Below are 25869 nucleotides of genomic sequence, written 5' to 3'. Positions count from 1 at the left end.
GCACTGGCCGTCTCCCCCCTCCCGTCTCCCGTCTCCCGAATCTCACTCCATCATCCCCGCATACGCCTCCGAGGCGTGGTTCTCGAACTTGGTGTACTGGCCGAGGAAGGTCAGCTTGACCGTGCCGGTGGGGCCGCTGCGCTGCTTGCCGATGATCACTTCGGCGAGGCCCTTGTCCGGCGATTCCGGGTTGTAGTACTCGTCGCGGTAGATGAACAGGATCAGGTCGGCGTCCTGCTCGATGGCGCCGGACTCGCGCAGGTCGGCCATCACCGGGCGCTTGTCGGTGCGCTGTTCCAGCGAGCGGTTGAGTTGCGAGAGCGCGATCACGGGGATGTCCAGTTCCTTGGCCAGGGCCTTCAGTCCACGCGAGATTTCTGAAATTTCGGTGGCGCGATTCTCCTTGTTGCCGGGCACCTGCATCAGCTGCAGGTAGTCGATCACGATCAGGCCGAGATCGTGCTCGCGCTTCAGCCGGCGCGCGCGTGCGCGCAGCTCGCCCGGCGACAGCGCCGGCGTGTCGTCGATGAAGATCTTGGCCTCGCTGAGCAGGGTGATCGCCTGGGTGACGCGCGGCCATTCCTCCTCGGCCAGATCGCCGGTGCGCAGGTGCTGCTGGTTGATGCGGCCGATCGAGGAGATCAGGCGGAACGCCAGCTGCGAGGCGGACATCTCCATCGAGAACACCGCCACCGCCTTCTTGGTGCGCATCGCCGCGTACTCGGCGATGTTCAGCGAGAACGCGGTCTTGCCCATGGCGGGGCGCGCGGCGACGATGATCAGGTCGGAAGGCTGCAGGCCGGCGGTCATCTCGTCGAGGTCGGTGAAGCCGGTCGGCAGGCCGGAGATCGCGCCGCGGTTCTCGTAGCGCTGGTGCAGGATCTGGAAGGCCTCCTTCACCGCCGAGCGCATCGACACGAAGCCCTTGCGCCCGCGCGCGCCGGCCTCGGCGATGCGGAACACGCGCTGCTCGGCGCTCTCGAGGATCTCCTGCGTGGAACGCCCGTCCGGACGGTAGCCGTCGCCGGCGATCTCGGTGCCGGCGTCGATCAGCTGCCGCAGCACCGACTTCTCGCGCACGATGTCGGCATAGGCGACGATGTTGGCCGCGCTGGGCGTGGCGTTGGCCAGCTCGATCAGGTAGGCGGCGCCGCCGACCATCTCGGCCAGGCGCTGCGACTCGAACCACTCGCCCAGCGTCACCGCGTCGCAGGGCATGCCCTTGTTGGACAGCTCGCTGATCGCGCGGAAGATCAGCCGGTGGTCCTTGCGGTAGAAGTCGTCCTCGCCGAGACGGTCGGCGACGCGGTCCCACGCCTCCGGCGCCAGCATCAGGCCGCCCAGCACGGCCTGCTCGGCCTCGATCGAATGCGGCGGCACGCGCAGCGCGTCGACGCGCGGTGCGGGATTGCGGTCAGGCGAAACGGCCATGGCACACCTGGGCGTTCTCGGCGGGCGGCGGACGAAGGCTAGGCATCATACGCACGGCGGCCGCGGCTGCCGATACAACAACTCTGTGCAAAACCCGGCGGTTGCAGTGGGCAACCCTGTGGAAAAACTGTGCGCGGGCTCCGTCGCAGGCGCTGCGACTAGCGGAAAAAAGACGGGCGCCCGAAGGCGCCCGTCCGGTGCTTGCGCGATGCCGCGGCTTACTGCTCGGCGACGATCGTCACCTTGACCGTGGTCTGCACGTCGGCGTGCAGGGCGATCTGCACCTCGTACTCGCCGACGTTGCGGATCGGGCCCTCGCCCAGGATCACTTCGCTCTTCTCTAGTTCCAGGCCCTGCGCGCTGAACGCCTCGGCGATGTCGCGCGGACCCACCGAACCGTACAGCTTGCCCTCGGGGCTGGCGTTGGCGGTGATCGTGACCGCGGCGTTCTCGAGCCTGGCCTTGCGCGCCTCGGCGGTTGCCAGCAGCTCGTTCGACTTCGCCTCGTACTCGGCGCGGCGCTTCTCGAACTCGGCGACGTTCTCGGCCGTCGCCGGCACCGCCTTGCCCTGCGGCACCAGGTAGTTGCGGCCGTAGCCCGGCTTCACCTTGACCTTGTCGCCGAGCGCGCCCAGGCCACGCACCTTCTCAAGCAGGATCAGTTCCATCGTGGATTCCTCATTCGTCAGCGCCGGGCGAACCGGCGCAGCTCACGCTGTCCGAATGACGGCCCCGCCGCGCGGGGCCGGCAACGCGCGTCGATCAATAGAAATGGTTGTCGCTGTACGGCAGCAGGGCCAGGAAGCGCGCGCGCTTGACCGCGGTCGCCAGCTGGCGCTGGTAGCGCGCCTTGGTGCCGGTGATGCGGCTCGGCACGATCTTGCCGGTCTCGGTGATGTACTGGCGCAGCGTGTTGAGATCCTTGTAGTCGATCTCCTTCACGCCCTCGGCGGTGAAGCGGCAGAACTTCTTGCGGCGGAAGAACTTGGACATGGTCGTCTCCGGTCTCAGGCGGCTTCGTCGCTGGCGCCGATGTCGGCGTCACCGCCGAACCCTTCCTCGTCGCGACGACGGGAACCCTTGCCCTCCTCCTTCTCCTTGCTCTTCATGATCGGCGAGAGCTCGGTGACGGCCTCGTCGCGGGCGATGATGAGGTGGCGCAGCACGGCGTCGTTGAAGCGGAATCCGGATTCCAGCTCGTTGAGCACGGCCTGGCCGCACTCGATGTTCATCAGCACGTAGTGGGCCTTGGCCAGGTGCTGGATGGGATAGGCGAGCTGGCGGCGGCCCCAGTCCTCGAGGCGGTGGATCTTGCCGTTGTCGCCCTCGATCAGCGCCTTGTAGCGCTCGATCATGGCCGGCACCTGCTCGCTCTGGTCCGGGTGGACCAGGAAGACGATCTCGTAGTGACGCATGATGGCTCCTTGTGGATGCGGCCCTCGCGGGCCTCGCAGCCTCCCGCCGTCGCGGTGAGGCAAGGTGCGCCGGGCGGAAAGCGCGGCGAGCCGGCTATGGTAGGCGGAAACGTCCTGCGGACGCAAGTCCAAGTGCTTGAAAGCGGGACGGTTCGCGGCCGGTCCCTTGATCAGCCCCGCCGAACCGGAGCCGCCATGCCGATCCGTCTGCTGTCCGCCGCCGGCGCCGTCCTGATCAGCGCGCTGGTGATGCTGCCGCTGTGGCGGATCGCCCGCGGCGAATCCGCCGATCCCGTCGGCCGGCCGCTGCCGGCGTTCACGCGCACCGACGCCTCCGGCTGGCTGAACTCGCCGCCGCTGCGGGTCGAGGACCTGCGCGGCCGGGTGCTGCTGGTCGACGTGTGGGCGTTCGAGTGCTGGAACTGCTACCGCTCGTTCCCCTGGCTGCACCAGCTGGAGCGCAGCCTCGCCGGCCGGGACTTCCGCGTGATCGGCATCCACTCGCCGGAGCTGGAGCGCGAGTACCTGCGCCAGGGTTTGGAAGCGGCGGTGGCGCGCCACGGCGTGCGCGAACCGGTGATGATCGACAACGACCACGCCTACTGGCGCGCGCTCGGCAACCAGTACTGGCCGGCGTTCTACCTGGTCGACCGGCGCGGCCGCATCCGCGCGCGCTTCGTCGGCGAGACCCACCCGGGCGACGCGCAGGCGCAGCGCATCGAAGCCGCGGTGCGCGCGCTGCTGGCGGAGTCCTGAGCGTTCAGTCCTGCGCGCCGACGGTGAAGCTCTCGCCGCAGCCGCAGGCGCCGGTGGCGTTGGGGTTGTCGAAGGCGAACGCGGCGTTCAGACCCTGGCGGCGGAAGTCGATCTCGGTGCCGTCCAGCAGCGGCAGGCTCTTCGCATCCACCACCAGACGCACGCCGTCCACCTCGAACACGCGGTCGTCGGCGCCGAGCGTCTCGGCGATGTCGACGCTGTAGGTATAGCCGGAACAGCCCGAGGGGCGCGCGCCGAAACGCACGCCGGCCGCGCCCGGCTGGCGGGCCAGGAACTCCTGCATGCGCGAGCGGGCGGCAGGGGTGATGCGGATGGTCATGGTCGTGGCGTCTTTCCGTGCAGGCGTCGGCACCGCGATTGTACTGCGCGCGGCACGGGGCTTCGCTATCATCGCGGCCTTTGCCGAAACCGCAGATGCGGCGTCGAATCGGGAGTTTCAACCCATGGCGGTGACCAGCGTGAAACGGGCGCTGTCGGGCGCGGTGGCGCCCGGCACGGAAGTGACGGTGCGCGGCTGGGTGCGCACGCGGCGCGATTCCAAGGCCGGCCTGTCCTTCGTCAACGTCAGCGACGGCTCCTGCTTCGATCCGATCCAGGTGGTGGCGCCGGCGACGCTGCCGAACTACGCCGGAGAGGTGCAGCGGCTCACCTCCGGCTGCGCGGTAATCGCCACCGGCACGCTGGCGCCCTCGCAGGGCAAGGGCCAGGCGTTCGAGATCCAGGCGACGCGCATCGAGGTCGCTGGCTTCGTCGACGACCCCGAGACCTATCCGATCCAGCCGAAGGCGCATTCGCTGGAGTTCCTGCGCGAAGTCGCGCACCTGCGTCCGCGCACCAACCTGTTCGGCGCGGTGGCGCGCGTGCGCCACACGCTGGCCGCGGCGGTGCACCGCTTCTTCCACGAGCGCGGCTTCCTGTGGATCAACACGCCGATCATCACCACCTCCGACGCCGAAGGCGCCGGGCAGATGTTCCGCGTCTCCACGCTGGACCTGCTCAACCTGCCGCGCGATGCGAAGGGCGGCATCGATTTCGGCAAGGACTTCTTCGGCAAGGAGACCTTTCTCACCGTCTCCGGCCAGCTCAACGTCGAGGCCTATTGCCTGTCGCTGAGCAACGTCTACACCTTCGGTCCGACGTTCCGCGCGGAAAACTCCAACACGCCGCGCCATCTCGCCGAGTTCTGGATGATCGAGCCGGAGATCGCCTTCGCCGACCTCGACGCCGACGCGCGCCTGGCCGAGGACTTCCTGAAGTACCTGTTCCGCGCCGCGCTGGAGGAACGCCCGGACGACATGGCGTTCTTCGCCGAGCGCGTGCTGCCGGACGCGATCGAGCGCCTGGAGAAGTTCATCGCCTCGCCGTTCGAGCGCATCGACTACGGCGATGCGGTGCAGATCCTGAAGAAGTCCGGCAGGAAGTTCGAGTTCCCGGTCGAGTGGGGCGTCGACCTGCAGACCGAGCACGAGCGCTACCTGACCGAGCAGCACGTCGGCCGCCCGGTGGTGGTGATGAACTATCCGGAACGCATCAAGGCGTTCTACATGCGCCTCAACGACGACGGCCGCACGGTCGCCGCGATGGACGTGCTGGCGCCCGGCATCGGCGAGATCATCGGCGGCAGCCAGCGCGAGGAGCGCCTCGACATGCTGGACGCGCGCATGCGACAGTTCGGCCTGGATGCCGCGCACTACCAGTGGTACCGCGACCTGCGCCGCTACGGCACCGTGCCGCACGCCGGCTTCGGCCTCGGCTTCGAGCGCCTGGTCTGCTACGTCTGCGGGCTTTCCAACATCCGCGACGCGATTCCCTACCCGCGCGCGCCGGGCCACGCCGAATTCTGAGGGCCGCATGCGCGCCGGCATCGCCGCCACGATCGTCCTCGCCGCCGGCCTCGGCGCCGGCTGCTCGATCGTGCCCGCCCTGCCGCAGCCGGCGCAGGAGCCGACGCTGGCCGAGGCCGCGGCGCGGCTCGCGCAGCGCACCCCATGCTGCCGCGACTGGAGCGAACTCGATTTCGACACGCGCCTGCCGGCCGAGCCGCGCCGCTTCCGGTTCGACGACCCGATGCCGGTGGTGGAGATCGGCGGCCAGCGCAGCTATGCGCTGGCGCTGCGCCTGCCCGCCTCCGAGAAACCTTATGCCGTGCTGTTCAAGGCCGAGCTGAGCGGGCGCTGGCTGCGCTCCAGCTATCTGTTCGCGCCCACGGCGGTGCTGCTCGACGCCGACCTGCGCCCGCTGCGCACGGTCGACGTGCCGCTGTGCGAATCGATCGGCCTGACCGAGGCCACCACCGGCGCGTTCGGCCGGCTCGACGTGGACGATCCGGCCGCGCGCTACCTGGTGGTCGCCAGCCTGGCCTCGCAGCTCGCCGCCACCACCTACTGGGAGCAGTCGCCGGCCGGGCTCGGCAACGACATCCTGATCGGCGGCGGCGCCGCGCTGGGCAAGTCGGCGCCGATGTCCGCATCCGGCAGTTTCCAGATCCCGCACGGCCCGGCGGGCGTGCTCTACGTCGGCCGGCTGACCCCGAAATACGAACGCGTCCTGAGCGATGCCATCTGCGGCAAGCCGGATACCGGCCAGGGCCTGCTGAAGGACCTGCGCGGGGCGCTGGGCAAGCCGTTCTGAGCGGACGCGGCGACGCCCCGACGAGGAGGTGGCATGCAACTCGATCTCACCGGCCGCCACGCCCTGGTCTGCGGCGCCTCGCAGGGCATCGGCCGCGCGGCTGCCGTGGAACTGGCACGACTGGGTGCGGACGTCACCCTGCTGGCACGCTCGGCGGATGCGTTGGCGGCCGTCGTCGCCGAGCTGCCGCGCACGCACGCGGCGCAGCGCCACGACGCGCTGGCCGCGGACATGGCCGACACCGAGGCGTTGCGCGAGCGCGTCGCCGCACTGGCCGCGCAGCACCCGGTGCAGATCCTGGTCAACAACAGCGGCGGTCCGCCCGGCGGGCCGGCGCATGCTGCGACCACGGACGCCTATCTCGCCGCGTTCCGCCAACACCTGCTCGCCGGCCAGACGCTGGTGCAGGCGCTGCTGCCGGGCATGCGCGCCGCGCGCTACGGCCGCATCGTCAACGTGATCTCCACCTCGGTGAAGGAGCCGATCGCCAACCTCGGCGTCTCCAACACCGTGCGCGCCGCGGTGGCGAGCTGGGCGAAGACGCTGGCCTCGGAGCTGGCCGCCGACGGCATCACCGTCAACAACGTGCTGCCCGGCTTCACCCGCACGCAGCGCCTCGCCGGCCTGATCGCCGCCAACGCCAAGGCCAGCGGCAGGAGCGAGGACGACATCGCGCGCGGCATGCTCGCCTCGGTGCCGGCCGGACGCTTCGGCGAGCCGGAAGAGGTCGCCGCCGTCGTCGCCTTCCTGTGCACGCCGGCGGCCGGCTACGTCGACGGCGTCAGCATCGCGGTGGACGGCGGACGCACGCGCTCTCTTGCCTGAATGTTTATGCGGCGAAGACCATACTTGAACGACTCACAACAGCAGCAGCAGCGCCAAGGTGATAAAAAAACTGATTAGGGCCATAAGGAGAGCTATGCGTGCGCGAACCAGCGTGCGTGCCAACACCAGAGACACGTCCGCCGGAATTTTATTTATCCCGACAACATATTTTAATCCTATAACGGCGAAATCGGAAAAAAAAATACTCGGCTTTATCTCCGATCTGATGCTATCACCCAACTGTTTGTTAAGCTGTTTTACAAAATAGTTAAATTCAAATAAATACCAGAAATTTGTACTTATTGTGGCAAAAACAAATAATGCAAGCATAGCGATAGCTCACTGTTCGGTTTTATTCACATCTAGTGCTACCGCATAGTTCGCAAAAGATGCCCCAAGACCAACGCCTCCGCCAACACTAACCGAAACGCTGCCGCCAGGGTTATAGTCAATATTAATCGAACCACCGCCAATAAAATGGCCGGAAATCTCTGTTTCCATGTGAACTGACGAATCAACGGGATGATCCACAAAATCGATCGTTGCAATCCTGAAGGAAACGTCAGTTTTTGCCTCTAATCCAAATGCTGGCGTAACAATTGAGATTTTATCATTGGCGTTATAAATACCTTTCTGCACTACTCCCCCACCACCATACGCAGCTACGCCTTTTGCTGCAACAGACGTTCTATCCTTTACTTCACGATGTAGAGCGCCCCTCTTTTCAGCCACAGAATTCGCGACCCGTTTCTCTGCAACATGCAGGCTTTTAGCAATCGCGTCAATAGCAATCGATTTCATTTCTTGCGCGACATAGCTTGTCAAACGCTCAGACAAGTTACGGTCCCAAAATGGCGTCTCCAATCTCCCATCGGGATCGTTGAACCTGTAGGGGTTATCACGTGTATACCAATACCGATTGAAGCTTGTGCCCTTGCCGGCATCCACTGCCACCGGATCCGCACTCAAAAACCTCCCCAGTATCGGATCGTAGTAGCGCTGCTGCATGTAGACCAGACCGGTCGGAGCATCGGTTTCGTGGCCGATGTAGCCAGGTCCGTCGTGCAGTGGTCTGTTGAGGGTATCGCCGTAGGGGGCGTAACGGGTACGTTCGATGACGTTGCCGTTGGCGTCCGTCACTGCTACCGGACTGCCTAGTGCGTCGGTGTGGTAGTAGACCACTGTCTCGGCATGCGCCGAGGAAGTCGCAAACAAGAGCAAGGCGAACACGGTCCCTGTACGCATGAATGCTCACTCCTTGAAGACAGGCGGTTTCTACACACGTTATCGCCAAAGGGCACGCTGCACTGCACCACTGCGTCTTCTGAAGCGGTCCAGAGCGCCCCAGACGGGAGCGCTGACCATACCGCCGCCCGCCGATCCATCGATCAAGCACTTCTGCAGCCCCACCGAATGGGAGCACTGGTTAGCGGCACACGCGGACGCCACCGTACGATCTGCTCGCAGTGCTGACGCGAAACCGCAAGGCCGCGGCATTCATCGAGCGGCTCGACGGCACCCACCGCTACGCGGCGTGTTGGTGCGCAGATCGAGGAAACGCCGGAAACACGCGCCACGCGGATCGAAAGGCCGGTCGCGGTGCTGGCACAGGGCGAAAGAGTCCACCCTTGAATGGGCCCACGCCATTCCCTTTCCCCGCCGCAAGCCGCTAAGCTCGTCGGCATGACCGCGACGCCGACGCTCGCCAACCTGATCGACGGCCGCCTGCAGCCGCCGCGCAACGGCCGCTATCTCGACGTGATCGAGCCCGCCACCGGCGCCGTGTTCGCCCGCTGTCCGGACAGCGACGGCACCGACGTCGACGCCGCCGTCGCCGCCGCCGCGCGCGCCGCGCCCGGCTGGGCGGCGACGCCCGCCGGCGAGCGCGCGCGGCTGCTCGACCGTCTCGCCGCGCTGGTCGAAGCGCACCTCGACGCGCTGGCCGCCGACGAGTCGCGCGACAGCGGCAAGCCGCTGGCGCTGGCGCGCAGCCTCGACATCCCGCGCGCCGTGTCCAACCTGCGCTTCTTCGCCGACGCGATCACGCAGTGGTCCGGCGAATCCCACGCGATGGAAACGGGCGCGATCAACTACACGCTGCGCCAGCCGCTGGGCGTGGTCGGCTGCATCAGCCCCTGGAATCTGCCGCTGTATCTCTTCACCTGGAAGATCGCGCCGGCGCTGGCCGCCGGCAACGCGGTGGTGGCGAAGCCGAGCGAGATCACGCCGCTGACCGCCTTCCGCCTCGCCGAGCTGGCCGTGGAAGCAGGTTTTCCGCCGGGCGTGCTGAACATCGTGCAGGGCACCGGCCCCGCGGTGGGCCAGGCGATCGTCGAGCACGCCGGCGTGAAGGCGATCTCGTTCACCGGCTCGACGCGCACCGGCGCGGCGATCGCCGCTGCCGCCGCGCCGAAATTCAAGAAGCTGTCGCTGGAGCTGGGCGGCAAGAACCCGACGCTGGTGTTCGCCGACTGGGACGGCAGCGAAGCCAGCCTGGACACGCTGGTGCGCTCGGCGTTCGCCAACCAGGGGCAGATCTGCCTGTGCGGCTCGCGCATCCTGGTCGAGCGCCCGATCTACGAGGCCTTCCGCGAGCGCTTCGTCGCCCGCGCGCGCGCGCTGCGCGTCGGCGATCCTTCCGACGCCGCCGCCGACCTCGGCGCAATCGTCTCGCAGGCGCAGTACGACAAGGTGCTCGGCTATCTCGACCTCGCCCGCGCGGAGGGCGGCCGCATCCTTTGCGGCGGCGAACCGGTGCAGGTCGGCGGCCGCTGCGCCGGCGGCCGCTTCATTGCGCCCACCGTGATCGAGGGTCTTTCCGCCGACTGCCGCGTCAATCAGGAAGAGATCTTCGGCCCGGTGGCGACGCTGATCCCGTTCGACCGCGAGGAGGAGGCGCTGGCGATCGCCAACGGCACGCCCTACGGTCTCGCCGCCTCGGTGTGGACCACCGACCTCGCGCGCGCGCACCGCGTCGCCGCGCGGCTCGAGTCCGGCATCGTCTGGATCAACTGCTGGCTGCTGCGCGACCTGCGCACGCCGTTCGGCGGCGTCAAACAATCCGGCGTCGGCCGCGAAGGCGGCACCGAGGCGCTGCGCTTCTTCACCGAGACGAAGAACGTCTGCATCCGCTACTGAGGAACCTCCATGCACTCGCTCCGTGACTTGCTCGACAACAACCGCCGCTGGTCGGAAGCGATCCGCGCGCAGGATCCGCAGTTCTTCGCGCGGCTGTCGCAACAGCAGGCGCCGAAGTACCTGTGGATCGGCTGCTCGGACTCGCGCGTGCCGGCCAACCAAATCATCGACATGGCGCCCGGCGAGGTATTCGTGCACCGCAACGTCGCCAACGTCGTCGTGCACACCGACCTCAACTGCCTCAGCACCATCCAGTTCGCCGTCGACGTGCTCAAGGTCGAGCACATCATCGTGGTCGGCCACTACGGCTGCGGCGGCGTGCAGGCGGTGCTGGAGCAGCGCCGCCTCGGCCTGATCGACAACTGGCTGCGCCACGTCGCCGACGTGATGCAGAAGCACACCGACGCGATCCAGGCGATCGATCCGGCCACGCTGCGCCACGCCCGCCTGTGCGAACTGAACGTGATCGAGCAGGTGACCCACGTCTGCCAGACCACGATCGTGCAGGACGCCTGGGAGCGCGGCCAGAAGCTCGCCGTGCACGGCTGGTGCTACAGCCTGCTGGACGGCCGCATCCGCGATCTCGGCATGGATGTGGCGCAGTCCGAGCAGCTCGCGCCAATTTATGAGCAAGCGCTGAGCCGCCTGGCCGCGTCGCCCGCCGCCGCGCGCTGAGCGGCGCGTGCGCGTCAGCACTACGCGCCTTCCGTTTTTTCGTGTACAGATACGAAATGCGGAGTCGGGAGGATCGCTGATGCTGCGCAAGCTGGGGTTGGGCGCCGTGGCGGCGCTGGCGGCGTGGAGCCTGGGCGCGACGGGCGCGCAAACCGCCTCGCAGTCCGCGTGGCTGGCGAAGCAACGCGCCGCCACGGCGAAATCCGAGAGCATCCTGCGCGAGGCGGAGAAGCGCAAAGGCCTGCTGGGACAGTACCAGTTGATGCGCTACGCCTACGCCTCCGACAAGGACGAGGCGTTCCGGCTTATCTTCGGCCAGTACCTGTCGTGGTACCAGACCTATCTCGGCGCCTACGACGATGCGCGCAGCACCTTCTCGATCCGGCAGCCGGCCGAGAAGGACGACAACGCATCGCCGCTGGCGGATGCGGATTGCGCGGCGCAGCCGGCCATCGACGCGGTCGCCGCGCTGGCCAAGGACCGCAAGGCGGTGTTCTTCAACGAAGCGCACAACGCGCCGGTGACGCGCACGCTCACCGTGCAGATGCTGGCCAGGCTGCGCGCGGAAGGCTTCGACACCTTTGCCGCCGAGACGCTGTACTCGACCGACAAGGATCTCGCCAAGCGCGGCTATCCGACCGAGAACAGCGGCTTCTACACCGAGGAGCCGATCTACGCGGAGATGGTGCGCACCGCGCTCAAGCTCGGCTATCGCGTGATCGCCTACGAAGCCGAGTCCGACGCCAGCGGCGACGCGCGCGAAGCCGAGCAGGCGCGCAACCTGTACCAGCGCGCGTTCAAGGACCATCCCGACGCGCGCCTGGTGGTCAACGCCGGCTACGCGCACATCGTCGAAAGCGGCGTCTATCTCGGCGGCCAGTCGATGGCGCAACACTTCCGCAAGCTGTCCGGCATCGACCCGCTGACGGTCGAGCAGACCATGCTGATCGCGCACGACAAGCCCGACAAGGACCATCCCTACTACCGCGCCGCGATCGCGCGGCTGCATCCCGCCGCGCCGCTGGTGTTCGTATGCAAGGGCGGCACGCCGTGGTCGCTGAAGCCGGGCTACGACGTCAGCGTGTTCTTTCCGGAAGACCAGTTGCGCCGCGGCCGTCCGACCTGGCTGTCGCTGGGCGGCCTGCGCGTGCCGTATTTCGTCAGCGGCGATCTGTGCGACAAGACCTATCCCTGCCTGCTCGAGGCGCGCTACGCCGACGAGGGCGACGACGCGATCCCGGCCGACCGCGTGGTGCTCGACCCGGCGCCGCTGGACAACGCCGCGGTGACGCCCGCCGACCGCGTGCGCCAGGGCCAGGCCGAGCCGAGCACGGAGCTCTACCTGCGTCCCGGCCGCTATCGGCTGACCGCGGTGGACCAGGACGACCGCGCGCTGGGGCGCCACAGCATCACGGTGCGGGCCGACGGCGGGGGTTCGTCATGAATCCGGTCGTCCGCACCGACGCCGCCCCCGCCCCGGTCGGCGCCTATCCGCACGCGCGCCGCGTCGGCGACCTGCTGTTCCTGTCCGGCGTCGGCCCGCGCGTGCCGGGCAGCAACGCGATCCCCGGCAACGTGCACGACGCCGACGGCAGGCTGGTCGCCTACGACATCGAGGCGCAGTGCCGGCAGGTGTTCGCCAACGTGCGCGCGGTGCTGGAAGCGAGCGGCGCGCGCTGGCAGGACCTGGTCGACGTCACCGTGTTCCTCACCGACATGCAGCGCGACTTCGCCGTCTACAACCGGCTGTATGCCGAATATTTCGCCGGCGTCGACGCCTGCCGCACGACGCTCGGCATCAGCGCCCTGCCCACGCCGATCGCGATCGAGCTGAAGTGCGTGGCTTGGCTGGGGGCGCGCTGAGCGGAAACGAAAAACCCCGGCCGGTGGCCCGGCCGGGGTCGCTGCGGACGGAATGCCGCGCTTACTGCTGGCCGTCTTCGGTCTTGGCCGGCTCGGTCTTGGCCGGCGCCCCGCTCTTCGTCGTGCTCTTCTTCGCGGCGTGATGATGCTTGGCGTGGTGCTTGGTATGCGCCGTGGTCGTGTGCTTGGTCATCGGCTTGGCGGCATCGGCGCCCGGAGCCGGCGCCGCGGCCTGCTCGGCGGCGGGCGCGGCCGGCTGCGCCTGAGCGCTGTCCTGCGCGAAGACGAAACCGGAGAAGGCCAGGCCCGCGGCCAGCACGGCCGAGATCGCGAACGTACGCATGGAGGTTCACCTCATGTGAAAGTTGGCCGCGTCCCCGGCCGGAACCCGGCTGCGCGGGTGGCGCGGCGGACCGAACATTGCGCCCGAGCCCCCTGCTGCACGCTGAACGTCCGGCGCGCGCGGCGCGTGCCGACTCAGCGGCCGTCGGCGAACCGCAGCGCCGTCTCCAGCAGGCGGCGGATCAGCGTCGCGGTCGGCGCGGCCAGGTCGGCGCGCCAGGCGAAGCCGTCCTCGTCCATGTAGTTGAGCTGCGCCAGCTCCAGCTGCACCGCGTGCACGCCGGCGTCGGGCGCGCCGTAGTGGCGGGTGATGTAGCCGCCCTTGAAGCGGCCGTTGATCACGAAGCTGTAGTGCCGCTGCGCGCCGAGCGCATGCGCCAGCGCGGTCTGCAGTTCCGGCGCGCAGCTCGCGCCGTCGGCGGTGCCGAGGTTGAAGTCCGGCAGGCGGCCGTCGAAGAACATCGGCACCACGCTGCGGATCGAATGCCCCTCCCACAGCACGACGCGGCCGTGCCGCGCCTTCAGCCGCTGCAGCTCGGCGGCCAGCGCGGCGTGGTAGGGGCGCCAGTAGGCGTCCACGCGCGCGGCGGTTTCGGCGGCGTCGGGTTCCTCGCCCTCGCGGTAGATCGGCTCGCCGGCGAAGGTGACGGTCGGCACCAGGCCGGTTTCGCGGCGTCCCGGGTACAGCGCCGCGCCGTCGGCCGGACGGTTGAGGTCGACCACGTAGCGCGACCAGTGCGGGCGCAGGATCGAGGCGCCGAGTTCCGCGGCGAAGGCGTACAGCCGGCCGACGTGCCAGTCGGTGTCCGGCACGCGCCGCGCGGCCGGCGTCATGCGCGCGGCGATGTCGTCGGGCAGGGCGCTGCCGTCGTGCGGCAGGCTGATCAGCAGCGGCGCGGTGCCGCGGTGCAGGGTGAAGACGTCCATCGCGGGAGTTTAGCGGGACTCGGGACTCGGGACTCGGGACTCGGGACTCGGGACTCGGGACTCGGGAAAAGCGCAACCGCCGCGCGTCACAGCCCGAACCGCGCCGGCGCGTACGGCAGCGGGTCCAGTGCGGGATCATTGCCGCCCGCCAGCGCGGCGACGAGTTCGCCCGTCGCCGCCGCCATGCTGACGCCCAGCATGCCGTGGCCGGTGGCCAGCAGCAGGTTCTTCCAGCGCGTGCTGGGACCGACGATCGGCACCTCGTCGACGCTCATCGGCCGCCAGCCCCACCACTCTTCCAGCACCTGCGCGCCTTCCGGTTCGTGCAGGTACTCGGCCGCGCCGCGGCGCAGCGCGTCGAGGCGCACGCGGTTCAGCGTGGCGTCGTAGCCGGAGAATTCCATCGTGCTGCCGAGGCGGTAGCCGGAGCTCCACGCCGTCACGCACACGCTGCGTTCGCGCAGCACCAGCGGCATGCGTGGCACCCGCTCGGGACGCGTGTAGGTGATCGAGTAGCCCTTGCCGGGCTGCATCGGCAGACGCAGGTCGAGGCTGCGCGCGGTCAGCGGCGACCACGCGCCCAGCGCCAGCACCACGCGCTCGCCGGCGAAATCGCCGCGCGAGGTCCGCACCGCGGCGATGCGCTCGCCGCCGAACGCGAAGCCTTCGACGCGCGCGCCCTCCTCGATCGCGCCGCCCAGCTCGCGCACGCGGCGCGCCAGCTCGGCGACGTAGCGGTCCGGGCGCAGGTGCGCGTCGTCGGGATGCAGGATGCCGCCGGCCACGCCCGGCTTCAGCGCCGGCTCCAGCGCCTGCACCTCGTCGCCGCGCTTGCGCTCGACGGCGATGCCGAGCCGCGCCAGCGCGTCGAGGTGCGCCTGCTCCTGCGCGAAGGCGCGCGCGTCGCGGAACACGTACAACGTGCCCGCGCGCGCGTATTCGCAGTCCAGGCGGTCGTCGGCGACCAACCGTTGCAGCAGCGCGCCGGAGCGCTCCAGGATCGCCGCGCGCGCTTCGGCGGCGCGCCAGAAATCGCGCGGGTTGCGGCGCCGCGCGAAGCCGAGCAGCCACTGCAAGCGCGCGAAGTCCGGGCGCGGATTGACGTACAGCGGCGCGTCGCGCCGCAACATCCAGCGCAGCGCCTTGCCGAGCGTGCCCGGCGCGTTCAGCGGCGGCGCGTGGCTGGGGGTGATGGTGCCGCAGTTGCCGTGCGAACTGCCGCCGCCGGGGCGGCCCTGCTCGAGCACCCGCACCTTCGCGCCCGCTTGCAGCAGGTAGTAGGCACAGGCGAGTCCGATGACGCCGCCGCCGAGCACGAGGGCGTCGCTGCGTGTGGATGGCATGCGCGCATTCTACGGCGCGCGGCCGCCGCCGCGCAGACCGCGCGGTCAACCCAGCGCCAGCGGCGCGAACAGCACGTTCCAGTGCGCCAGCCCGGCGACCGCCAGCAGCATGGCCAGCACGAGCAGGCTGTGGCGCAGCTTGCGCGCCGCGCCCCAGCCGCGCGCGCGCCACACCGCCGGCACCTGCAACAGCACCAGCGCGCTGGCGACGGAACATGCATGGGCCAGCACCACCGCCGTGCGCAGCAGCGGCGTCGGGTAGGCGTAGATCGCCTGTTCGCCGACCATTCCCATCTGCACCAGCGCGGCCACGGCCGTGGCGATGAAGGCCAGCCACAGCAGCGCCGTCAGCGTCATCAGGAACGCCGCGCCGAGCGGTCCGCGCGCGCTGCCGTTGACGCGGCGGCCGCGGCGCGCCCACGCCGCCACCAGCACGCCGGCGCACAGCAGCGCGAGCACGGCCAGCAGCAGCGCGAACGGCGGCAGCCGGTTGGCCACGCCGACGCGGTCGAACACGGTGTGGCCGTAAGGACTGGCGAAACCGGCGATGCGCCCGCGCGCATCCTGCAGGAACACCAGACGGTCGCTGCCCTCGACGGCGCGGAAGCTCAGCGGCCCGTCCTGCACCCAGCGCGTGGTGCGCTCGCCGGCGCTCACGGCCAGCTCGCCGTCCCGGGTCACGCTGACGGCGGCGGCCGCGCTGAGCGCGTCGAACAGCTTCTCCAGCGTGGAATAGTTGCGGCGTTCGGCGAGATAGGTGCCGGCGAAACGCTGGCCGCTGCGCGCGAAGTCGGCCGGCGGCGCCGGCAGCGGCAGCGGCCGCGCCTCGGCCAGAAAGTGTTCGAGGATCTGCCGCGGCAGTTCCGCCGACAGTTCGCCGCCGCTGTCGGTGTTGGTGGAGACGAACACGCCGACGCCGGCCTCCGGCAGCACCACCATGTTCGAGTGGAACCACAGCGTCGCGCCCGCGTGCTCGAGGCTGAGGTAGCGGCCGTAGGGATGGCGGAAGAAACCGTGGGCGATGCCGGCGGCGCCGGGCGCGTTGCCGAAATCGACGGTGGCCAGCGTGGCGAAGGTCTGCGGCTGCAGCACGACATGGCCGTCCAGCGCGCCGCCGTTCAGCAGCATGCGCATGTAGCGCGCCATGTCCTCGGCCGTGCTGGCGCCCGCGCCGGCCGGCGCGATCTGCGCGATGTGCTCGAACGGCTGCGGCGCGAAGCCGCCGTCGACGGAACGGAAGCCGGCGCTGTAGGCGTGTTCCAGCGCCGCGCCGACCGCGCGCGGGTCGGAGGCCGGCAGCGGCTCGCGGAACGTCGTGTGCGTCATGCGCAGCGGCGCCAGCAGGTGCCGCTCGACGTAGGCTTCGAACGGCTGCCCCGACACCTGCTGCACGATCGCGCCGAGCAGCGCCACCGCATAGTTGGAATAGTCGGCGTGCACGCCGGGCGCGCGCACGCGCCGCGGGCGGTAGCGCGCGAGGTAGTCGTCCAGCGTCGGCACCGCCGCGCCCGGCCGCGTGAACAGGTGGCCGAGGGCGCTGTCCTCGAAGCCGGCGGTGTGCGTCATCAGATGCCATACCTTGACCGGCGGGTAGCCTTCGTCGGGCAACCGCAGCGCCGGCGGCAGGTAGCGGTTGGCGTCGGCGTCGAGGTCGAGCCGGCCCTGCTCGACGAGCTGCATGGCGGCGATGTAGGTGAAGGTCTTGGAGATCGAACCGATGCGGAACAGCGTCGTCGCCGGATCGACCGGCCGCCGCGGATCCTTGCCGGCGATGCCGTAGCCGCGCGCGAACAGGGTGCCGTCGCGGTCGACCACCGCCACGGTGACGCCGGCGACGCCCTTGGCGTCCATCCAGCTGCGCACCGCGCCGTCGACGAAGGCGCCCAATGCCGTGACGGGCATCACGGGCGCGGCCGGCACCGGCTGCGGCGGCGCGGCCGTCGTCGTCGCCCCCGCCGGCGCAGCCGGAGTGGCCGGCGATGCGGTCGGCGGCTCCGCCCACGCCGCCGTCGCCAGCATGACGCCGAGCGCCAGGCCCCACCATCCCCTCGCCGTACTGCGCATGCGCTTCCCCTTCACGTCACTTCCTGACCCAGTTCCGCCGGCCGCAGCCGTCGATTTGAACAGATCGCCCGCGCAGCGGCCATCCGCGGCGCGTCCCGCCTGCCATGGCACCGTTCCTGCATGAATTTTCGCGACAGGAGGGCTCCGCCATGTCCGCCATCGCCACCGAAACCGTCTTCGCCCTGCGCGCCCCCGGCTCCGGCTGGCTGGCGACGCTGATCTGCGCGCTGGACGAGGCCTCCCGCGATCCCGACTTCGACGACTACCACCGCCGCCTGCTGGTGCAACTGCTGCGCGAAGGCGCGCCCTCGGCCGCCGTGGTCGCCGCTGCGCACCGGCGCATGACCGAATTCGAGTCCGGCCTCGCGCGCGACCATCAAGCGCTGCCGGACACGCCGGCGCTGCCGTCGGCGCCGCCCGCGCGCCAGCGGCCGTCACTGACCCTGGTCGGCAGCAGCTCCCGCTGACGCCCATCCGGTCCAGCCCGGACCGCGCACCACCCGCCCCGGCAGCGCGCCGGTCGGCTCGCCGTCGGCCAGCACCTGCACGCCGTTGACGAACACGTCGCGCACGCCGGTCGCGTACCGGCGCGGCGCGGCGTAGGTGGCGTGATCGGCGATCGTCGCCGGATCGAACACCACGATGTCCGCGTAGTAGCCGCCGGCCAGACGGCCGCGGTCGCGCAGCTTGAGGTTCTCCGCGGGCAGCGCGTTCAGGCGGCGGATCGCGTCGGCCAGCGTGTCGACATGCTCGTCGCGCACGTAACGGCCGAGGAAGCGCGCGAAGTTGCCGTAGGCGCGCGGATGCGGCTGCGACTTCAGGAACACGCCTTCCGGCGCGTACGAGCCTTCGTCGGAACCCAGCGTCACCCACGGCTGCTCGAGGCCGAGCCTGACGTTGGCCTCGCTCATCAGGAAGAACGCGGCGTCGATGCGGCTGTGGTCCTCGACGATCAGGTCGATGATCGCCTCCTCCGGGCTCTCGCGGCGCATCGCCGCCACCTCGGCCAGCGTCTTGCCGATCAGCGGCTTCAGCTTCTCGGTCTTGAAGCCGATCAGCAGGATGTTCTTCGCGCTGCCGGCGGCGACGCACAGGTTCTCCCAACCCTTGCCGGGACGGCGCATGTCGCGCAGCAGCCGCTGGCGCACCGCCGGCTGCTGCAGGCGCGCGATCCACGCATCCAGGCCGCCTTCCTGCACGGCCGGCGGCATGCAGGCGTACAGCCCGGTGGCGCCGGCCGTGTACGTGTACATGTTGGCGCCGACCGACAGGCCTTGCGCGCGCGCCTCCTCGATGCGCGCGATCGCCTCGCGCATCTTCGGCCAGTTCGCCTTGCCGGCCGCCTTGAGGTGATAGGCCTCGGCGTGCACGCCGGCGGTGCGCGCGATGGCGATCAGCTCGTCGATGCCCTGCAGCAGGCGGTCGCCCTCGCTGCGCATGTGCGAGACGTAGGCGCCGCCGAACGGCGCCGCCGCCTGCGCCAGCGCCACCAGCTCGTCGGTCCTGGCGTAGGCGCCGGGCGCGTAGATCAGCGCGGAGCCGACGCCGAGCGCGCCCTCGCGCATCGCCTGGCGCACCAGGTCCTGCATGCGCGCGAGTTCCTCCGGCGTCGGCGCGCGGTCGGCGTTGCCGAGCTCGTGCTGGCGCACGGTGGTGGCGCCGACGAAGGAGGCGATGTTGGGCGCGATGCCCTTCGCCGCCAGCGTGTCGAGGAATTCGCCCAGCGAGGTCCAGGTGATCGGATAGCGGATGTCGCCCTGCTCCGCGGTCATCTCCTGCTTCATCGCCGGCGTCAGCGGACCGTACGACCAGCCTTCGCCGAACACCTCCAGCGTCACGCCCTGCTTGAGGTCGGAGAGCGAGCGGCCGTCGGCGATCAGCGCGTCCGGCGCCCACGACAGCATGTTGATGAAGCCGGGCGCGACGGCCAGGCCGCCGGCGTCGATCTCGCGCTTCGCCGTCGCCGCATCGAGGTTGCCGACCACCGCGACGCGATCGCCGCGCACGCCGACGTCGGCGACCACGCCGGGCGCGCCGCTGCCGTCGTAGACGGTGCCGTGGCGGATGATCAGGTCGTAGTCCGGCGGCGGCACCGGCGCGGGCGCTGCCGGCGGAGCGGCGGGCACGGATGCGTCGGCCGTTTCCTGCCGCGGCGGCTGCGCGGCGCATGCGCACAACAGCAGCACGAAGGCGGCGACGATGGTCTTGCGCAACATGGCGTCTCTTCCCCGGGAGAGTGGCCCGACTATCGCCAAGCCGGTCCATGCGCACAAGCGGCCACAGTCACATCGCGGCGGCCCCGCGGCGCCGCTGCGCCCGCCCACGGCCCGCGCGCAGCGGCTTCACCTGCGCCGACCGAACCGCTACCCTCGGCGCATGCCGCGCCGGGAACCCTTTCCATGCGGAGCCGCACGCCTCTGCCGCGCCGTCTTGGCGCGACGGGCGCGGGAGGCGCCGCGCTTCGCCGCGCTGGCGGCTGCGGCGCTGATCCTCGCCGCCTGCTCCGGCGCGCCGCGCCGTCCCGAGGCGGGCACGCCCACGGCGGCGGCCGCCAACGGCGTGCTGTTCCGCGCGATCGGGCTGGTCGGCACGCCCTACCGTTACGGCGGCAACACGCCCGGCGGCGGCTTCGATTGCAGCGGCCTGGTCGACTACGTCTACCGCACCGAGGCCGGCGTGGCGCTGCCGCGCACCGCGCAAGAGATCGGCGCCCTGGACGCGCCGAGGATCCGGCGCGACGACCTCGCCCCCGGCGACCTGGTGTTCTTCCGCGGGCGCGGCCGCCGCATCACCCATGTCGGCATCTACGTCGGCGAAGGCCGCTTCGTGCACGCGCCGGACACCGGCGGCACCGTGCGTCTGGACGAACTCGACGGCCCGTACTGGCGCCAGCATTTCCTCTACGGCAAGCGCGTGCTCGACTGAAACCCCGCTGGCAGCCGCGCCGGCGCCGACCCGTCTCGACGGCCACGCACCCCGCGCAGCCACTGCAAGGAGCAAGCCCATGAACAGCGTCAACGTGCTTTACACCGCCACCGCCACCGCACACGGCGGCCGCGAGGGCCACGTGCGATCCAGCGACGGTCTGATCGACCTCGACCTCAGGGTGCCGAAGGAACTCGGCGGCCCGGGCGGCGCCGGCAGCAACCCCGAACAGTTGTTCGCGGCAGGCTACTCCGCCTGCTTCGAGGGCGCGGTGCGCTTCGTCGCGCGCGAGAAGAAGGTCGCGCTGAAGGACGCCTCGGTGACCGCCCACGTCGGCATCGGGCCGCGTCAGCCGACCGGTTTCGGCATCGCCGTACGACTCGACGTCAGCCTGCCCGGCCTCGACCGCGCCGTCGCCCAGGAACTGATCGACACCGCGCACCGCGACATCTGCCCCTACTCGCACGCCACCCGCGGCAACGTCGACGTGCAGGTCCGGCTGGTCTGACGCGACGTTCGCCCCGACGGGCACGCTGCCGCGGCGTCGTGCTGTAATGCGTCCGGCGGCGCCGGGGGCGCCGATCGGGGGACGGACGATGAAAGACCTCACCGTACTGCTGGGCCGGATCGGCCTGGCGCTGATGTTCCTGCTGTTCGGCTGGGCCAAGCTGCACGACATGGCCGGCACCCAGGCCTACATGCAGTCCGCCGGCGTGCCGGCGGCGCTGTATCCGCTGGCGGTGCTGGCCGAACTGGGCGGCGGCCTCGCCATCCTCGTCGGCGCGCTGACGCGCGTCGTCGCCCTGCTGCTGGTGCTGTTCGCGCTGGCGACGGCGTTCCTGTTCCACTACCCGCACATGGCCGCCGACGCCGGCCAGGCGATCAACTTCTGGAAGAACATCACGATCGCCGGCGGCTTCCTGGTGCTGGCCGCGCATGGCGCCGGCGCCTGGAGCGTCGACGCCTGGTGGGCCGGCCGCAAGCGCTAAACGCCCGCCGACGGCGTTGCGACGACCAGCACGGGGCGCGTCCAGGTGACGCGCCCCGCCGGGGCTTTTTCCCCGCAGACGCGCGCGCCCATCCGCTCGTAGAACCCGCGCGCCGGCGGGTGCGCGACGATCGTCACCGCGCGGAAGCCGCGTGCCGCCGCTTCTCCCAGCATGTGGCGGAACAGCGCCGCGCCGATGCCGGCGCCCTGCAGCGCGTCGTCCACGAACAGATAGTCCAGCTCCGCGTCGGCATCGCGGCAAACCAGGCTATAGAAACCCGCCAGGCGTCCGCCGCACTCGCCGACGCGCAAGGCGTCGCGCGCCAGTTGCTCCGGCGTGATGGTCACGGCCTCGACGATGCGGCGGTATCGGCCCGCGTAAGCGGACGAGCCGCGCACCAGCGCGGTCAGCGCCGCGCAGTCGCCGGCCCGTGCCGGCCGGATGCGCAATGCGGCGGGACGCTCAGGCGTGGCCGTGGCCTTCCGCTCCATGCGCATGACCGTGCGCGAGCTCCTCGGCCGTCGCCTCGCGCACGAGCGTGACCTCGACATCGAAGGCGAGCGTCTTGCCGGCCAGCGGGTGATTGAGGTCGACGTCGATCGTGCTCATGCCGACCTTGTGCACGGTCACCGCGCGCTGGCCGCCCTGCTTCAGCGCCAGCACGGTGGTCATGCCGGGCTTGAGGTGCCTGGCGTCGCGGAAATACTTCTTCGGCACGCGCTGGATCATGCCCTCCTGGCGCGGGCCGTAGGCCTCTTCCGGCGGCACCGTGACCTGGAACTTTTCGCCGGCCTCGCGCCCCTCGATGGCCTTCTCCACGCCCGCGATCAGTTGGCCGTGGCCCAGCAGCACGGCCAGCGGTTCGCCGCGCTCGCGAGAGCTGTCGACGGCGCCGCCGCCGGCGTCGGTCACCGTGTAGTGGAAGCAGACCACCTTGTCTTTCTCGGCCTTCATCGTCGCGTGCTCCGGAGCAAAGCCCGTCATGGTAGCGGCGGGCGCGGCGGGCGTCACCCGCGCCGCCGCTCAGGCGCCGGACTCGGCGGCAGGCTCGCCGAAGCGCACGCCACGCGCTTCCGGTCCCAGCCAGGTCACCGCCGCCAGCAGCACGGCGACGGCGGCGATCCACGCCGCCAGCGCGAAGGCGTAGTCGCCGCCGTTGCCTTTCGCCAGCCAGGCCTGCGCCGTGGCCGTGAACGCCGCCAGCAGGTTGCCGAGCTGGTAGGCGAAGCCGGGCAGCGTGCCGCGCACGTCGTCCGGCGCCAGTTCGTTGAGATGGGTGGGCACCACGCCCCAGGCGCCCTGCACCATCGCCTGGATCAGGAACGCGCCGGCGCCGAGCAGCAGCACGGAGCCGCCGAACGCCCACAGCGGGATCACCGGCAGCGCCAGCAGCGCGGCGGTGACGATGGCGCGCCGCCGCCCCACCCGTTCCGACCACGCGCCGAACGCCAGCCCGCCGACCAGCGCGCCGAGATTCAGCACCATCGTCAGCACGCCGACCGTGGCGGTGTCGAAGCGGTGCTGCACCTTCAGGAACGTCGGATAGAGATCCTGCGAGCCGTGGCTGAACATGTTGAACAGCGCCATCAGCACGATCAGGTAGAGGAAGCGCCCCCAGTGGCCGCGCATCGCCGACAGCGCATCGCGGCGCTGGCCCGCACCGTTGCGCGCCTGCCATACCGGCGACTCCGGCACCGAGCGCCTGATGTACAGCACCAGCAGCGCCGGCAACGCGCCGACCATGAACATGCCGCGCCAGCCGATGTGGTCGAACAGCAGCGCGTACACCGCCGCGCCGAGGAAGTAGCCGCAGGGATAGCCGCTCTGCAGCAGGCCGGAGACCAGGCCGCGCGCACGTGCCGGGATCGACTCCATCGCCAACGAGGCGCCGATGCCCCATTCGCCGCCCATCGCCACGCCGAACAGCGCGCGCAGCACCAGCAGCGCGGTCAGCGACGGCGCGAACGCGCAGGCGAGGCCCAGCGCGGAATACAGCACGATGTCGGCCATCAGCACCGGCCGCCGCCCGTAGCGGTCGGCGAGGCGGCCGAACAGGAAGGCGCCGACCGGGCGCATCGTCAGGGTCAGGAACAAGGCGAAGGTGACGCCGGCGACCTCGACGCCGAATTCGCGCGCCACTTCCGGCATCACGAACACCAGCAGGAAATAGTCGAACGCATCCAGCGTCCAGCCGAGGAAGCTGGCCAGCACGGTGTGGCGCTGGGTGCGATCGAGTTCGCGCAGGGGAGCCAGGAACGCCATCGTCGCCTCCGTCGCGACGGACGGGCCGCCGGTGCGGCGGAGGCTAGCACGCCGCCGGCCGATGCCGCGGAAGTCTATTTCTTCGCCGGCGGCGCGTAGCGCAGGTTGTCCAGCATCGGCGTGCGCGGGCGCTGGATCACCAGCATCGGATTGCCGGCCAGCTCGTGGCAGGCGGTGCAGGCGGCGGAGAGTTCGTCGTAGGCCCTGGCGAACGCCGCCTCGTCCTGGCGGGCGAGCGCATCCTGCACGCGTGCGACCGCCGGATTCATCAGCGACGGCATCACCTCGGACAGCTTCTGCGGCTGCAGCTCGGCGGCGTCGCCGTTGCTCTGCTCGATGCCACGCAGCGCCTCGCCCAGTTCGCCGACCATGAAATAGGCGAGATTCCAGTTGCCGGCCTCGCCGGCCCACCACAGGCGGTCGTGGCGGATCTGCAGCTCCAGCATCTGCTGGCCCAGCTCCGGCCGCGCCTGCGCCTGCAGCGCGGCGACCTGCGCCTTCAGCGCGGCGATCTCGGCCGCCAGGGCGGTAGCATCGCCGCGCCTGGCCGGCGTGGCGGCGAACGCGCAGCCGACGACGCCGGCGGCGGCCGCCGCCAGCCCGAGGGAACGGAGCGACATGACGCCTCCTCGATGAGAACGATTATGGTTTACGCATATTCGCCGCCGCGCCGCCGCCGCGCAAGGGCCGTGGCGCGCGGCGTCGCCGGCATGCGCCGCGAGAACGCGCGCCGGTTTTTATATTTGTATACATTCATACAGACGCCCGCGCTTGCGCACCCCGAATCGCCCCGCGTATGGTGCGCGACACTCGGGGAGTAGGGGTGTGGATTTGGCGAAACGCATCGCGAAGATCGCGGGCGCGCGCCGTTGCACGCGCATGCTGCACCTGCGGCTCGCCTGGCTGTTGCCGATCGCCTGGCCGATCCTGTTGCTGGCCGCGCAGGCACAGCCCGCAGCGCTGCACATCGAGCGCCTCACCCTTCCGCTGCCGCCGGCCGAGGTCCGCGCCGATCCCGGCACGCTGCCGTGGCAGCCCGTGTCCGACGTGCCGGTGCGGGTCGGCGAGGGCTGGCTGCGATTGACCGTCCAGGGGCCGCTGCCCGTCGCCCGGCCCCTCTACCTGGTCATGCCGCGGCGCGGCACCGCGCGCGTCGAGGTCTACCTGCCGAACCGGGTGGAGCCGCTGGTCAGCGACGACTACGGCCCCCACCGCGCGGACGTCTCCACCCGCCTGCACGTGTTCGAGATCGACCGCCTGACGGTCGGCGACCGCATCTACGTGCGCGCTAGCGGCATGCGCGTGGCGTTGCTGCAGCCCGCGCTGATGACCCACGACGCGCTGATCGCGGACGACCGCGTTCCCGCACTGCTCGCCGCGGCGCTGCGCCTGCTCACCGGCATCGCCGCCGCGGCGATGCTCGTCTGCGCGGCCTGGCGGCGCGAGGCCGTCTACCTGGCCGGCGGCGTCTACCTGCTGCTGTGGCTGGCCTTCCACTGCGCCAACGACGGCAGCCTGTACGTGCTGCCCGGCACCGGCTGGCTGGCGGCGTTGCGGGTGACCGGCCCGTGGCTGTTCGCGCTGGCCGCGACGATCCTGCTGACGGTGTTCGCGCGCCTGCTGCTGCGGCTGCGCGCGCGCGCGCCGCGTCTGGATCGCCTGTTGCTGGCGCTGACGCCGCTGTTCGCGGCGATGGCCTTGGCCGCGCAACTGCCGGCGGTGCGTCCCTGGCTGCTGCCGCTGGGCAATGCGGCCAATGCGCTGATGATCCTCGACACCCTGGCGCTGCTCGCCGCCGCGGCGCTGGCGGCCCGCCGCGGCGCCCGTTACGCGACGGCGTTCCTGCTGGCCTGGACGCCGGTGGCCGTCAGCATCCTCGCCGACGCGCTGGCGGCGATGCGCCTGCTCGACATGTCGCAGGACATCGGGCTCTACCTGCTGGCGATCGACGCGTTCTGCGGCGCGCTGTTCGCGTGGATGGCCGTCGAGCGCGCCACGCTGCGCGGACGGCTGCTGCGCGCGCCGCGGCACGGCGACTCGGCGGGCGCCGAGGCGATGGAGGGCGCGCTGCGGCGTTTGTGCCTGCTGGCGCGCGAAGGCGTGGTGCGCCGTTTCGCCCTGCTGCTGATCCACCCCGGCGAACCGGCCGCCGCCGGCCGTCTGTCGCGCGAGGAGGTGCGCGCCGCCGTGCTGCGGCACGCCGGCGCGCTGCTGCACGGCGAACTGCGCGCGGACGACCGCTACGGCGCCTGCGGCGACGGG

The 25869-nt window shown here is 70.5% G+C and carries 29 protein-coding genes; 13 read left to right on the top strand and 16 right to left on the bottom strand.

Features of this window, described 5'->3' with window-relative positions:
• Positions 1–42 precede the first annotated feature (42 nt).
• From MBSD_RS05885 to rpsF, 4 genes are all read right to left on the bottom strand, one after another.
• Positions 43–1431: a replicative DNA helicase gene (locus tag MBSD_RS05885; RefSeq protein ID WP_062535976.1), complete on the bottom strand. Its 1389-nt coding sequence runs from the start codon at positions 1429–1431 to the stop codon at positions 43–45.
• A 218-nt stretch (positions 1432–1649) separates the two neighbouring features.
• Positions 1650–2099: a 50S ribosomal protein L9 gene (gene rplI / locus MBSD_RS05880; RefSeq protein ID WP_062535974.1), complete on the bottom strand. Its 450-nt coding sequence runs from the start codon at positions 2097–2099 to the stop codon at positions 1650–1652.
• A 94-nt stretch (positions 2100–2193) separates the two neighbouring features.
• Positions 2194–2424 (bottom strand): 30S ribosomal protein S18, encoded by a 231-nt coding sequence (gene rpsR, locus MBSD_RS05875; RefSeq protein ID WP_062535972.1) that lies wholly within the window; start codon positions 2422–2424, stop codon positions 2194–2196.
• Positions 2425–2438: 14 nt separating this feature from the next.
• Positions 2439–2849, bottom strand: a complete 411-nt coding sequence (gene rpsF / locus MBSD_RS05870; RefSeq protein ID WP_201797461.1) for a 30S ribosomal protein S6 — start codon at positions 2847–2849, stop codon at positions 2439–2441.
• Positions 2850–3041: 192 nt separating this feature from the next.
• On the opposite strand from rpsF, the gene MBSD_RS05865 reads away from it, so the two are divergent.
• Positions 3042–3602: a redoxin family protein gene (locus MBSD_RS05865; protein WP_062535968.1), complete on the top strand. Its 561-nt coding sequence runs from the start codon at positions 3042–3044 to the stop codon at positions 3600–3602.
• Positions 3603–3606: 4 nt separating this feature from the next.
• On the opposite strand, the gene MBSD_RS05860 is transcribed toward MBSD_RS05865, so the two are convergent.
• Entirely contained in the window at positions 3607–3942 is a 336-nt protein-coding gene (locus MBSD_RS05860) for a HesB/IscA family protein (RefSeq protein WP_062535966.1), read from the bottom strand.
• A 124-nt stretch (positions 3943–4066) separates the two neighbouring features.
• On the opposite strand from MBSD_RS05860, the gene asnS reads away from it, so the two are divergent.
• From asnS to MBSD_RS05845, 3 genes are read left to right on the top strand one after another with little or no spacing between them, the layout of a single operon-like run.
• On the top strand, positions 4067–5467 hold the full coding sequence (asnS, locus tag MBSD_RS05855; RefSeq protein ID WP_062535965.1) for an asparagine--tRNA ligase: 1401 nt from the start codon (positions 4067–4069) through the stop codon (positions 5465–5467).
• A gap of 7 nt (positions 5468–5474) precedes the next feature.
• A complete protein-coding gene (locus MBSD_RS05850) occupies positions 5475–6254 on the top strand; it encodes a hypothetical protein (RefSeq protein ID WP_062535963.1) in 780 nt (259 codons plus the stop codon).
• A 33-nt stretch (positions 6255–6287) separates the two neighbouring features.
• Positions 6288–7079, top strand: a complete 792-nt coding sequence (locus tag MBSD_RS05845) for an SDR family oxidoreductase (protein WP_062535961.1) — start codon at positions 6288–6290, stop codon at positions 7077–7079.
• Between the two features lie 33 nt (positions 7080–7112).
• On the opposite strand, the gene MBSD_RS15120 is transcribed toward MBSD_RS05845, so the two are convergent.
• Complete coding sequence (locus MBSD_RS15120; protein WP_148667817.1) at positions 7113–7409, bottom strand: hypothetical protein; 297 nt, start codon at positions 7407–7409, stop codon at positions 7113–7115.
• 9 nt (positions 7410–7418) lie between these two features.
• Complete coding sequence (locus MBSD_RS05840) at positions 7419–8324, bottom strand: RHS repeat-associated core domain-containing protein (protein ID WP_082306511.1); 906 nt, start codon at positions 8322–8324, stop codon at positions 7419–7421.
• Between the two features lie 438 nt (positions 8325–8762).
• Here MBSD_RS05840 and MBSD_RS05835 point away from each other — a divergent pair, with 438 nt between their 5' ends.
• From MBSD_RS05835 to MBSD_RS05820, 4 genes are all read left to right on the top strand, one after another.
• Positions 8763–10217: an aldehyde dehydrogenase gene (locus MBSD_RS05835; RefSeq protein WP_062535959.1), complete on the top strand. Its 1455-nt coding sequence runs from the start codon at positions 8763–8765 to the stop codon at positions 10215–10217.
• 9 nt (positions 10218–10226) lie between these two features.
• A complete protein-coding gene (can, locus tag MBSD_RS05830; protein WP_062535957.1) occupies positions 10227–10892 on the top strand; it encodes a carbonate dehydratase in 666 nt (221 codons plus the stop codon).
• Positions 10893–10971: 79 nt separating this feature from the next.
• Positions 10972–12336, top strand: a complete 1365-nt coding sequence (locus MBSD_RS05825; RefSeq protein WP_062535955.1) for a hypothetical protein — start codon at positions 10972–10974, stop codon at positions 12334–12336.
• Positions 12333–12755, top strand: coding sequence for a RidA family protein (locus MBSD_RS05820; protein ID WP_062535953.1), 423 nt, complete (start codon positions 12333–12335; stop codon positions 12753–12755). The genes MBSD_RS05825 and MBSD_RS05820 overlap by 4 nt, the downstream gene beginning before the upstream one ends.
• A gap of 61 nt (positions 12756–12816) precedes the next feature.
• On the opposite strand, the gene MBSD_RS05815 is transcribed toward MBSD_RS05820, so the two are convergent.
• From MBSD_RS05815 to MBSD_RS05800, 4 genes are all read right to left on the bottom strand, one after another.
• The gene (locus MBSD_RS05815; RefSeq protein WP_062535951.1) at positions 12817–13098 is read right to left on the bottom strand and encodes a hypothetical protein; all 282 of its coding nucleotides are present in this window, start codon (positions 13096–13098) and stop codon (positions 12817–12819) included.
• 134 nt (positions 13099–13232) lie between these two features.
• Entirely contained in the window at positions 13233–14024 is a 792-nt protein-coding gene (gene hutG, locus MBSD_RS05810; RefSeq protein ID WP_062535949.1) for an N-formylglutamate deformylase, read from the bottom strand.
• An 86-nt stretch (positions 14025–14110) separates the two neighbouring features.
• Positions 14111–15367, bottom strand: coding sequence for an NAD(P)/FAD-dependent oxidoreductase (locus MBSD_RS05805; RefSeq protein WP_062535947.1), 1257 nt, complete (start codon positions 15365–15367; stop codon positions 14111–14113).
• Positions 15368–15412: 45 nt separating this feature from the next.
• The gene (locus MBSD_RS05800) at positions 15413–17269 is read right to left on the bottom strand and encodes a serine hydrolase domain-containing protein (RefSeq protein WP_187300561.1); all 1857 of its coding nucleotides are present in this window, start codon (positions 17267–17269) and stop codon (positions 15413–15415) included.
• A gap of 311 nt (positions 17270–17580) precedes the next feature.
• Between MBSD_RS05800 and MBSD_RS05795 the strand changes: the two genes are divergently transcribed.
• On the top strand, positions 17581–17898 hold the full coding sequence (locus MBSD_RS05795) for a hypothetical protein (RefSeq protein ID WP_148667815.1): 318 nt from the start codon (positions 17581–17583) through the stop codon (positions 17896–17898).
• Here MBSD_RS05795 and MBSD_RS05790 read toward each other — a convergent pair.
• Positions 17866–19647 (bottom strand): N-acyl-D-amino-acid deacylase family protein, encoded by a 1782-nt coding sequence (locus MBSD_RS05790; protein WP_082306509.1) that lies wholly within the window; start codon positions 19645–19647, stop codon positions 17866–17868. The two genes, MBSD_RS05795 and MBSD_RS05790, sit on opposite strands and share 33 nt — an antisense overlap.
• A gap of 160 nt (positions 19648–19807) precedes the next feature.
• Between MBSD_RS05790 and MBSD_RS05785 the strand changes: the two genes are divergently transcribed.
• The 3 genes from MBSD_RS05785 (at position 19808) to MBSD_RS05775 (ending at position 21345) form a co-directional block, all read left to right on the top strand.
• Positions 19808–20356 carry a C40 family peptidase gene (locus MBSD_RS05785; protein ID WP_082306508.1) on the top strand — a complete coding sequence of 183 codons (549 nt, stop codon included), beginning with the start codon at positions 19808–19810 and terminating at the stop codon, positions 20354–20356.
• A 79-nt stretch (positions 20357–20435) separates the two neighbouring features.
• Positions 20436–20864 (top strand): organic hydroperoxide resistance protein, encoded by a 429-nt coding sequence (locus tag MBSD_RS05780; protein WP_062535942.1) that lies wholly within the window; start codon positions 20436–20438, stop codon positions 20862–20864.
• An 88-nt stretch (positions 20865–20952) separates the two neighbouring features.
• Complete coding sequence (locus MBSD_RS05775; RefSeq protein ID WP_062535940.1) at positions 20953–21345, top strand: DoxX family protein; 393 nt, start codon at positions 20953–20955, stop codon at positions 21343–21345.
• On the opposite strand, the gene MBSD_RS05770 is transcribed toward MBSD_RS05775, so the two are convergent.
• The 4 genes from MBSD_RS05770 to MBSD_RS05755 form a co-directional block, all read right to left on the bottom strand.
• Positions 21342–21836 carry a GNAT family N-acetyltransferase gene (locus MBSD_RS05770; protein WP_082306507.1) on the bottom strand — a complete coding sequence of 165 codons (495 nt, stop codon included), beginning with the start codon at positions 21834–21836 and terminating at the stop codon, positions 21342–21344. The two genes, MBSD_RS05775 and MBSD_RS05770, sit on opposite strands and share 4 nt — an antisense overlap.
• On the bottom strand, positions 21808–22299 hold the full coding sequence (locus MBSD_RS05765) for an FKBP-type peptidyl-prolyl cis-trans isomerase (protein WP_062535938.1): 492 nt from the start codon (positions 22297–22299) through the stop codon (positions 21808–21810). Before MBSD_RS05765 ends, MBSD_RS05770 begins: the two co-directional genes overlap by 29 nt.
• 69 nt (positions 22300–22368) lie before the next feature.
• Positions 22369–23607: an MFS transporter gene (locus MBSD_RS05760; RefSeq protein WP_062535936.1), complete on the bottom strand. Its 1239-nt coding sequence runs from the start codon at positions 23605–23607 to the stop codon at positions 22369–22371.
• A gap of 74 nt (positions 23608–23681) precedes the next feature.
• On the bottom strand, positions 23682–24227 hold the full coding sequence (locus MBSD_RS05755) for a hypothetical protein (RefSeq protein WP_062535934.1): 546 nt from the start codon (positions 24225–24227) through the stop codon (positions 23682–23684).
• Between the two features lie 259 nt (positions 24228–24486).
• Between MBSD_RS05755 and MBSD_RS05750 the strand changes: the two genes are divergently transcribed.
• Positions 24487–25869: 7TM diverse intracellular signaling domain-containing protein (locus MBSD_RS05750; protein WP_201797459.1), on the top strand; the 1383-nt coding region annotated here is incomplete at its 3' end.

Origin of the sequence: Mizugakiibacter sediminis, assembly GCF_000953855.2 — a bacterium.
Classification (GTDB): Bacteria; Pseudomonadota; Gammaproteobacteria; order Xanthomonadales; family Rhodanobacteraceae; genus Mizugakiibacter; species Mizugakiibacter sediminis.
The sequence above is the reverse complement of the archived record's forward strand: the minus strand, read 5'-3'. Positions and strand labels throughout refer to the sequence as shown.

What these genes read in the sequence shown, in the direction of transcription:
- MBSD_RS05885 (WP_062535976.1), bottom strand. Translation starts at nt 1,431, where the DNA reads ATGGCCGTTTCGCCTGACCGCAATCCCGCACCGCGCGTCGACGCGCTG.
- rplI (WP_062535974.1), bottom strand. Translation starts at nt 2,099, where the DNA reads ATGGAACTGATCCTGCTTGAGAAGGTGCGTGGCCTGGGCGCGCTCGGC.
- rpsR (WP_062535972.1), bottom strand. Translation starts at nt 2,424, where the DNA reads ATGTCCAAGTTCTTCCGCCGCAAGAAGTTCTGCCGCTTCACCGCCGAG.
- MBSD_RS05865 (WP_062535968.1), top strand. Translation starts at nt 3,042, where the DNA reads ATGCCGATCCGTCTGCTGTCCGCCGCCGGCGCCGTCCTGATCAGCGCG.
- MBSD_RS05860 (WP_062535966.1), bottom strand. Translation starts at nt 3,942, where the DNA reads ATGACCATCCGCATCACCCCTGCCGCCCGCTCGCGCATGCAGGAGTTC.
- asnS (WP_062535965.1), top strand. Translation starts at nt 4,067, where the DNA reads ATGGCGGTGACCAGCGTGAAACGGGCGCTGTCGGGCGCGGTGGCGCCC.
- MBSD_RS05850 (WP_062535963.1), top strand. Translation starts at nt 5,475, where the DNA reads ATGCGCGCCGGCATCGCCGCCACGATCGTCCTCGCCGCCGGCCTCGGC.
- MBSD_RS05845 (WP_062535961.1), top strand. Translation starts at nt 6,288, where the DNA reads ATGCAACTCGATCTCACCGGCCGCCACGCCCTGGTCTGCGGCGCCTCG.
- MBSD_RS15120 (WP_148667817.1), bottom strand. Translation starts at nt 7,409, where the DNA reads ATGCTTGCATTATTTGTTTTTGCCACAATAAGTACAAATTTCTGGTAT.
- MBSD_RS05840 (WP_082306511.1), bottom strand. Translation starts at nt 8,324, where the DNA reads ATGCGTACAGGGACCGTGTTCGCCTTGCTCTTGTTTGCGACTTCCTCG.
- MBSD_RS05835 (WP_062535959.1), top strand. Translation starts at nt 8,763, where the DNA reads ATGACCGCGACGCCGACGCTCGCCAACCTGATCGACGGCCGCCTGCAG.
- can (WP_062535957.1), top strand. Translation starts at nt 10,227, where the DNA reads ATGCACTCGCTCCGTGACTTGCTCGACAACAACCGCCGCTGGTCGGAA.
- MBSD_RS05825 (WP_062535955.1), top strand. Translation starts at nt 10,972, where the DNA reads ATGCTGCGCAAGCTGGGGTTGGGCGCCGTGGCGGCGCTGGCGGCGTGG.
- MBSD_RS05820 (WP_062535953.1), top strand. Translation starts at nt 12,333, where the DNA reads ATGAATCCGGTCGTCCGCACCGACGCCGCCCCCGCCCCGGTCGGCGCC.
- MBSD_RS05815 (WP_062535951.1), bottom strand. Translation starts at nt 13,098, where the DNA reads ATGCGTACGTTCGCGATCTCGGCCGTGCTGGCCGCGGGCCTGGCCTTC.
- hutG (WP_062535949.1), bottom strand. Translation starts at nt 14,024, where the DNA reads ATGGACGTCTTCACCCTGCACCGCGGCACCGCGCCGCTGCTGATCAGC.
- MBSD_RS05805 (WP_062535947.1), bottom strand. Translation starts at nt 15,367, where the DNA reads ATGCCATCCACACGCAGCGACGCCCTCGTGCTCGGCGGCGGCGTCATC.
- MBSD_RS05800 (WP_187300561.1), bottom strand. Translation starts at nt 17,269, where the DNA reads ATGCCCGTCACGGCATTGGGCGCCTTCGTCGACGGCGCGGTGCGCAGC.
- MBSD_RS05795 (WP_148667815.1), top strand. Translation starts at nt 17,581, where the DNA reads ATGTCCGCCATCGCCACCGAAACCGTCTTCGCCCTGCGCGCCCCCGGC.
- MBSD_RS05790 (WP_082306509.1), bottom strand. Translation starts at nt 19,647, where the DNA reads ATGTTGCGCAAGACCATCGTCGCCGCCTTCGTGCTGCTGTTGTGCGCA.
- MBSD_RS05785 (WP_082306508.1), top strand. Translation starts at nt 19,808, where the DNA reads ATGCCGCGCCGGGAACCCTTTCCATGCGGAGCCGCACGCCTCTGCCGC.
- MBSD_RS05780 (WP_062535942.1), top strand. Translation starts at nt 20,436, where the DNA reads ATGAACAGCGTCAACGTGCTTTACACCGCCACCGCCACCGCACACGGC.
- MBSD_RS05775 (WP_062535940.1), top strand. Translation starts at nt 20,953, where the DNA reads ATGAAAGACCTCACCGTACTGCTGGGCCGGATCGGCCTGGCGCTGATG.
- MBSD_RS05770 (WP_082306507.1), bottom strand. Translation starts at nt 21,836, where the DNA reads ATGGAGCGGAAGGCCACGGCCACGCCTGAGCGTCCCGCCGCATTGCGC.
- MBSD_RS05765 (WP_062535938.1), bottom strand. Translation starts at nt 22,299, where the DNA reads ATGAAGGCCGAGAAAGACAAGGTGGTCTGCTTCCACTACACGGTGACC.
- MBSD_RS05760 (WP_062535936.1), bottom strand. Translation starts at nt 23,607, where the DNA reads ATGGCGTTCCTGGCTCCCCTGCGCGAACTCGATCGCACCCAGCGCCAC.
- MBSD_RS05755 (WP_062535934.1), bottom strand. Translation starts at nt 24,227, where the DNA reads ATGTCGCTCCGTTCCCTCGGGCTGGCGGCGGCCGCCGCCGGCGTCGTC.